This is a genomic window from Anaerovibrio sp., from assembly GCF_051866355.1.
In the GTDB taxonomy this organism is placed as follows: Bacteria; Bacillota; Negativicutes; order Selenomonadales; family Selenomonadaceae; genus Anaerovibrio.
The window spans coordinates 1-5769 of the sequence record NZ_JBJDWZ010000165.1 but is presented as its reverse complement, the minus strand read 5'-3'; the positions used below and the strand labels follow the sequence as shown (position 1 = coordinate 5769).

At 44.8% G+C, this 5769-nt stretch carries 6 protein-coding genes and 1 pseudogene; 5 read left to right on the top strand and 2 right to left on the bottom strand.

Annotated elements, in window-relative coordinates:
- Positions 1–81 precede the first annotated feature (81 nt).
- Together ACI3UA_RS08605 and ACI3UA_RS08600 are read right to left on the bottom strand one after the other, a co-directional pair.
- Positions 82–666: pseudogene (locus tag ACI3UA_RS08605) on the bottom strand (DUF7338 family protein).
- A gap of 13 nt (positions 667–679) precedes the next feature.
- Positions 680–1324 (bottom strand): hypothetical protein, encoded by a 645-nt coding sequence (locus tag ACI3UA_RS08600; RefSeq protein ID WP_439724406.1) that lies wholly within the window; start codon positions 1322–1324, stop codon positions 680–682.
- A gap of 1794 nt (positions 1325–3118) precedes the next feature.
- On the opposite strand from ACI3UA_RS08600, the gene ACI3UA_RS08595 reads away from it, so the two are divergent.
- The 5 genes from ACI3UA_RS08595 to ACI3UA_RS08575 all read left to right on the top strand — a co-directional run.
- Entirely contained in the window at positions 3119–3559 is a 441-nt protein-coding gene (locus ACI3UA_RS08595; RefSeq protein ID WP_439724405.1) for a hypothetical protein, read from the top strand.
- Between the two features lie 547 nt (positions 3560–4106).
- Positions 4107–4478: a hypothetical protein gene (locus tag ACI3UA_RS08590; protein ID WP_439724404.1), complete on the top strand. Its 372-nt coding sequence runs from the start codon at positions 4107–4109 to the stop codon at positions 4476–4478.
- A gap of 16 nt (positions 4479–4494) precedes the next feature.
- Positions 4495–4851, top strand: coding sequence for a hypothetical protein (locus ACI3UA_RS08585; protein ID WP_439724403.1), 357 nt, complete (start codon positions 4495–4497; stop codon positions 4849–4851).
- A 398-nt stretch (positions 4852–5249) separates the two neighbouring features.
- Positions 5250–5576 (top strand): hypothetical protein, encoded by a 327-nt coding sequence (locus ACI3UA_RS08580; protein WP_439724402.1) that lies wholly within the window; start codon positions 5250–5252, stop codon positions 5574–5576.
- On the top strand, positions 5576–5769 hold a 194-nt coding region (locus ACI3UA_RS08575; RefSeq protein ID WP_439724401.1), incomplete at its 3' end, for a hypothetical protein. The genes ACI3UA_RS08580 and ACI3UA_RS08575, both read left to right, overlap by 1 nt.

Genomic DNA, 5769 nt, shown 5'->3' with positions numbered 1-5769 from the left:
AACATCGACGGTTTTAGAGACCGCTGCAATAAACCACTCTGCCACGGCTCCATAGAAAAAAGCCCTGCAAAAATGCAGAGCTTACTTACGAATCAATATTCTTCCTGTTATCATCGCCCACTTGAAGCTACTGGATTCCACGGCAAGTTTCCAGCCAGCGAGGAATTCAAGCCAACCAATCTTGCCTGACAGTCTCCATGCCCCAGCGAATGGATTGTACCTATCGTACACAAATGTACCATACTTGAAATTCACGGTTGTCAGCAGGTGACCAGCACATCCATTGCCAAACCAGTAGAAGGCAAAGCCGTAACCGTTATTACGGTACAGCCAAAGAACACGGCAGAAATAACGCTGTACACGTTCCTTCAAGGTAAATTCACTGTTGATACATTTGACAGCACCCTTATCCCTGCCATAAGACTTGAGATAATCAGGTTGCTCCCTGGTGCTTACATAGTGCTTGTCAAAGTCGTACTATAAGAGCCCTGGCACTGTTTCCTTTACGAACCAATCGACATCCAGGGAATCATCCCAGGTCTGCCAAAAACGAAATGGGCCACACAGCTCCCCTCGCTCATCTGCGAAGAATACCACCAGCCAGTTCGTGAGATAACACAGAACAGAGCAAAGTAAATTCAACGGATAATAGATAAGCCATATCATAAGTATTCCCTCCTCATACGTTGCTCGGCGCAATTGTCTTTAATGCCTCACAGAGAATAGGGTCATCCCTGAGCTTGGCCTTGATTTCCTCGTAGTCATCCGGTGGAAGCAAGACGCTTATCTTGGCCATGATGATTTCGATTACCTTTGAAGCAGTCTCGTATCTATAGACCTGTTCCTGCATTTCGCTGATTTTCGCGGTAAGCTGTGAAATCTGAAAGCCCATCTTGGCTATACCATCGACAATCTTGTTGTACTCAGAAATCTTTGTGCTTTTAGGATTATTATTGGCTTCATCTAACCTAAGCTGTAAACCATCGAGGGCTTCGCGGTACATTGCCAATAGTTTGCAATTGATATTGTATGTGTTAACAGCCTCGGTATCAGATGTTGCCTCTATAGTTCCACTCAGGCCATTATTGACACACCAGCGAACCACACTGTTATATGAAAGCACATAGCCATTCGGTATGAGTTTATTGCTGTTGATGTAATCAGCGATAGCTCTATAGCTTTTCCCTTTGAGCCTCATTTCCCTCACCATGCCAGTCAGGTTATATATCTGTATCATGCTCTTGCCCGGGGCCTCCATGTGAGGGCTTGTCGCAGTGCCTCTTCTTGGAGCTAATGGTTTTGGATTTGGATTTCCTCTTGCCATAATGCACCTCCTTTACATTGTTATTCAATGTAATACATAGTAAACAATGTTATTCAATATGTAATATTGTTTTTATTTAATGCAATTTATTGTAAACATTTGTATGTATGATATACATTGTATTTCTATAGAACTGTAAGGAACATAAAGAACAATACAGGTCTATAGAAATACAATGTAGTATCTTTAGAACATAAGGAATACATATCATACATGGTATTTCATATTCTCATGTCTTATGGAACTACATGGAATACTATCGTATTTCTTAGCACGGATATTTCCCATAGAGGGTAAAGTCACTTCGTGACTTATTGTCCTATCGGACAATAACGTTATCCCAGCGAATGGTATTGTTCCTTGGATAAGAACCATCGAAACTGCGCACTCACTGATAACATAGTATACATATATATCATAGTATACATAGTATAACTATGTTAAGAACAATGGTTTAAACATTGACCCCCTGTAGTCCCCCACAGACGGTCGTATCCTCATTCCCTACTTTCTTCTCTTTTAAAGAAGCACTCCATGTAGTCAGCTTGAAAAAGCAATGGATTAATAGGGTTGCTCCCACTACTATCTCACAGCTATGCTGCACTGTACTTCATGGGCGAGTTCTGAAAATTGCTATGGGCACATGAGTAAGAGTCGCAAGTCAGAGACTGGGAAATGCAACACTAACGATTCGCAAAGTTTTCCTCATGAGTCCATGCCTTCTCAGCTCCTTTACAAAGAAGAGAAAAGGATAGAACGTAAAAACCTGTTCTATATATAATACCTTTAGCCTCCAATAATATTCCATGTTTTCCAAAAAAATTTTCAAATTTTTAAAAAATGAGACTTTAGTCCTAGAAAAATATTGTTTCGCTTTGGTGGAAAACCTCGCACCCCTTGATACATCTGGGGTTCGCGAGGTTTTTCTTTTGGCTTCCTGGGAATTACATAGTGTTTCGGTAGGTGAAAACCAGGGAGAAGCGTTGATATGACTGGGTTTACAGGGGATGTGCTTTGAAAATTTGGTGACCACGGGATATGAGGGTAATACCGCGCGGCCCCAAAAATCCAAGGTCGAATTGGTGAAAAACTTTGCACCCCTCGTAAACCCTTGATTTTACTGGCTTTATAGCCATAAAGTGAGCATTTTTTTTCGCCGGTTCCCTTCTATGCAAGATTTCAAAGTCGCCCGCTGAAAAAATATTCACTTTATTTTTTTAAAAGGCTTCCAGTGTGCCATGCTTGACCTGTCCTTAGCGACGAGGGGCAAACCCCCTGGGAACTAAGGCAGGGAAAACTGTATATACATGCGAGTGCATTCTTTGTGCACACGCTAATGCGTATACGCGTTTGAAGCACTATACCAATTTGTATATACATGCGAGTGCATGTGTGTGCAAACGTGTAGTTGTATCCCCAACACCTTGAAAATTGTATATACATGCGAGTGCGTAGGAATACGCATGTAAAGGGGGCGAAAACTATTATTTTGCCTATGCACTCAAAGCGTAAGACATACGAATGAAATTCGCGGTGTACACTTGTTCTCGTGCAAGTGGCGAGTATTCGCACATGAGTAACACCATGTTAAGTACGGTAGAAAACCTGGCTAGCGTAACAAGCCGCGGTATACATGGGAACCCCTGGCAAAGGTGAACATGTATTCCAAGCCACCATTTTGGAGCTCGGAAACTTGGGGCGAACAACGGTATGAACGAGTGTCAGCCGTAGAATATGCGAGCGTGTATTCTACGGTTGCAACTTGCTCATAGCAAGAGAAGTGGAGTGATAACAATGGTTAAGCAGTACACATTGAAGGGTATTGACATTACATGCTCATTCGAGGGCAAGGCAATGTATGTATCTTTCAGAAACGAGGTAGATTCTTTGCAGGTCTACAGATTTACTGATTGCGGTGACATGCTCGCCAAGAACATGAAACTCATGAAGTGGTTGACTAAGTGGATTCCAAAGGCGTGCAACGCTACGTTTGCCCGCGGTTCTCATGAGTTTGCTACTTGCCCACCTGCTAGCAAGGTTATTTCCCTGTGCATTAGCACTGTATCCAAGGAACGTATGGAAGAGTTGCAGGTAGGTATCCGTGAGCGTGCTATCACATGGAGCGGTCACTGTGCTAATTTCCATGATGTTGTATGCCACAAGGCTACTCCAGTGTTAAAAGCTGGGTATGAGCTTGTGGAGGACGGTCGTAGCTTCAAAGTTATAAAGGGATAAACAAAAAACCTAGCTTTACAAGCCAGGTTCCTTGTGCGCCCTTACCCAAGATTCGATAAACTGACGAATTAAATCGCTGCCATTTATCGAGCGTTTCTTACATATTTCCCTAAATTTCAGCTTTAACTCTTTATCTATACGAAGTGTTAGTTGTGACTCTTTTTCCGGTTTAATCATATTCTCACCCCCGTCTACATAATACCATATAGTAGATTTACAGACAAGTAAACAACGGTATGAACGAGTGTCAGCCGTAGAATATGCGAGCGTGTATTCTACGGTTGCAACTTGCTCATAGCAAGAGAAAGGCGGTGATACCGTGGCTAAACGTGGGCACAAGAAAAGCCCCCAGGGCAACAACGAAATCACAGTAACCAAACTGTTGCTCCTGAAGGCTCTTGTTGAGCTGGTCAACACCTTGATTGACTTAGTAAGTCGCTGGTTCGACCAGTAAAACCACAGGTGTTCGAGGGTGTCCATGACATCCTCTGAACGCCATAGTCATAGTATATCGCAGGTAAACACTGGCGTCAAGAGGAGGCTTATCATGGCAAGGAAGATGGAGCGTGAACAGCATATGTTCACAATCGGAAACACCATTGTTGCTGTGACACGCACATTTACAACGTGTGAAGTCGCATGGCACGGCGAATACAATGGGCACAAAGAACTTTTTGAGTATAAGTTCCGTGTCGCAGAGGGCACGAAACCACTGTTCAAGTGGTTCACCTTCGCTAACGGTATCAAGCACATGCGTATGCTTGAGTGGCTTGAGAAGTTCGTGAAGACCAGTGAGGACGCCCGCTTCCGTGGCTATAAGCCATGGGATACTTGGCGCCAGAGTGTCACGGATGACACCAGAATCTGGGTAGGCAAGACCTGCCCAAGAGTGTATGAGATTAACCCATGGACTAAATGAGAGGAGAATGATTACCATGACCAACAAAGAGTTTCTGAGCGCCATGGAGGCACTGATGGACAAGAAGATTACCGAGGCACTTGCAGCCAAGAAGGCTAAGAAGGCCAAGAAGGAAACCAAGAGCATGACCCTGGAAGCGGTTGTCGAGTGGGCAAACGCCCATGACCTCCCTGCTACTTCCGTGTCAGCATACACGGATAAACAGGGAAAACAGAAGGCGCATGTCTTCCTGTATACCACCTGTTCTGACTTGGAAGCATTGGAGACCGAGCTTCAGGAGCTTGGGTTTGTTCCAAGTGCCTTCACCAGACCAGAACCACTGTACCACTGTGTACATGGCTGGGCTATCAATCTCGCAAAGGAGGCTGAGTAATCATGGACACTATCAAGGATATCCTTGCGGTGGCAAACGCCATCGTGGACATAGCACTGTTGTACTACGTAATTCGTGTACTCAAAGAAGGGCGGTGAAAAACATGTGCTACCCAGCCGTACTCCGAATCAAAAGGTTCCAAGTGGAGCTCCGTGATAGCGGAGCCAGTGCAAAATATGTGTTCTATAGAAAAGGAATGGTCGCAGGGCAACTCCCTGTGTACCACCTGCCCCTCATGGCTAAAAAGGAAACCATCATTGCCATACTCGCGGAGTATGCGATGGGATTATGAGCAAACAGAGGAGCCATGTAATGCGCATGGCTCTTTTAATTTGCCCATAATGGCAAAGGAAAATGGCTGTCCCTGACATAACGGGGAGAAAATGGAGGAATTTACTATGACAAAGGTTTTATGGTTCAGTCGTCACCCTATGCAGGAAGCACAGGAGACCGCCCTGCGCAAGTCCTTGGGGGACATGGTAATTACCCAGCTCTCCAAGAGCATCCAGTCTGCGCAGGATATTTCCCAGGAGATTGAGTCCCACGATGTTATCGCGGTAGTAGCCCCTCCCCAGCTTCTCGCTGGGATTTTGAGGATTGCCGGTGACAAGCCTGTCATCACGGCAAAAATGGAGCGCAAGGTACTCCCAGACGGCTCAGTGGAGATGCGTTTTATCAAGTGGGAGCGTGTGCTTAGGATTGTGGTAGAAAAGGAGGATTTCTAATGGTTTCATGGGTACTCATAATGGCAATTTTTGCCCTTGCTTTTTACGCTGCCTACTGCGCAGCAAAGGAAGATTACCCAGAAAATTTCGCTGAGCATCTCGCTCTGGGTATCACAGGTTGTACTGTGCTCCTGGGCTTGTGCTCAGGAGTATCCGCAGGCTCCATGTTAATCATGGGGCTTCTTTTTATGTC

Excerpts from the sequence above, each read along its gene's own strand:
- ACI3UA_RS08600 (WP_439724406.1), bottom strand. The coding sequence starts at position 1,324 with ATGGCAAGAGGAAATCCAAATCCAAAACCATTAGCTCCAAGAAGAGGC.
- ACI3UA_RS08595 (WP_439724405.1), top strand. The coding sequence starts at position 3,119 with ATGGTTAAGCAGTACACATTGAAGGGTATTGACATTACATGCTCATTC.
- ACI3UA_RS08590 (WP_439724404.1), top strand. The coding sequence starts at position 4,107 with ATGGCAAGGAAGATGGAGCGTGAACAGCATATGTTCACAATCGGAAAC.
- ACI3UA_RS08585 (WP_439724403.1), top strand. The coding sequence starts at position 4,495 with ATGACCAACAAAGAGTTTCTGAGCGCCATGGAGGCACTGATGGACAAG.
- ACI3UA_RS08580 (WP_439724402.1), top strand. The coding sequence starts at position 5,250 with ATGACAAAGGTTTTATGGTTCAGTCGTCACCCTATGCAGGAAGCACAG.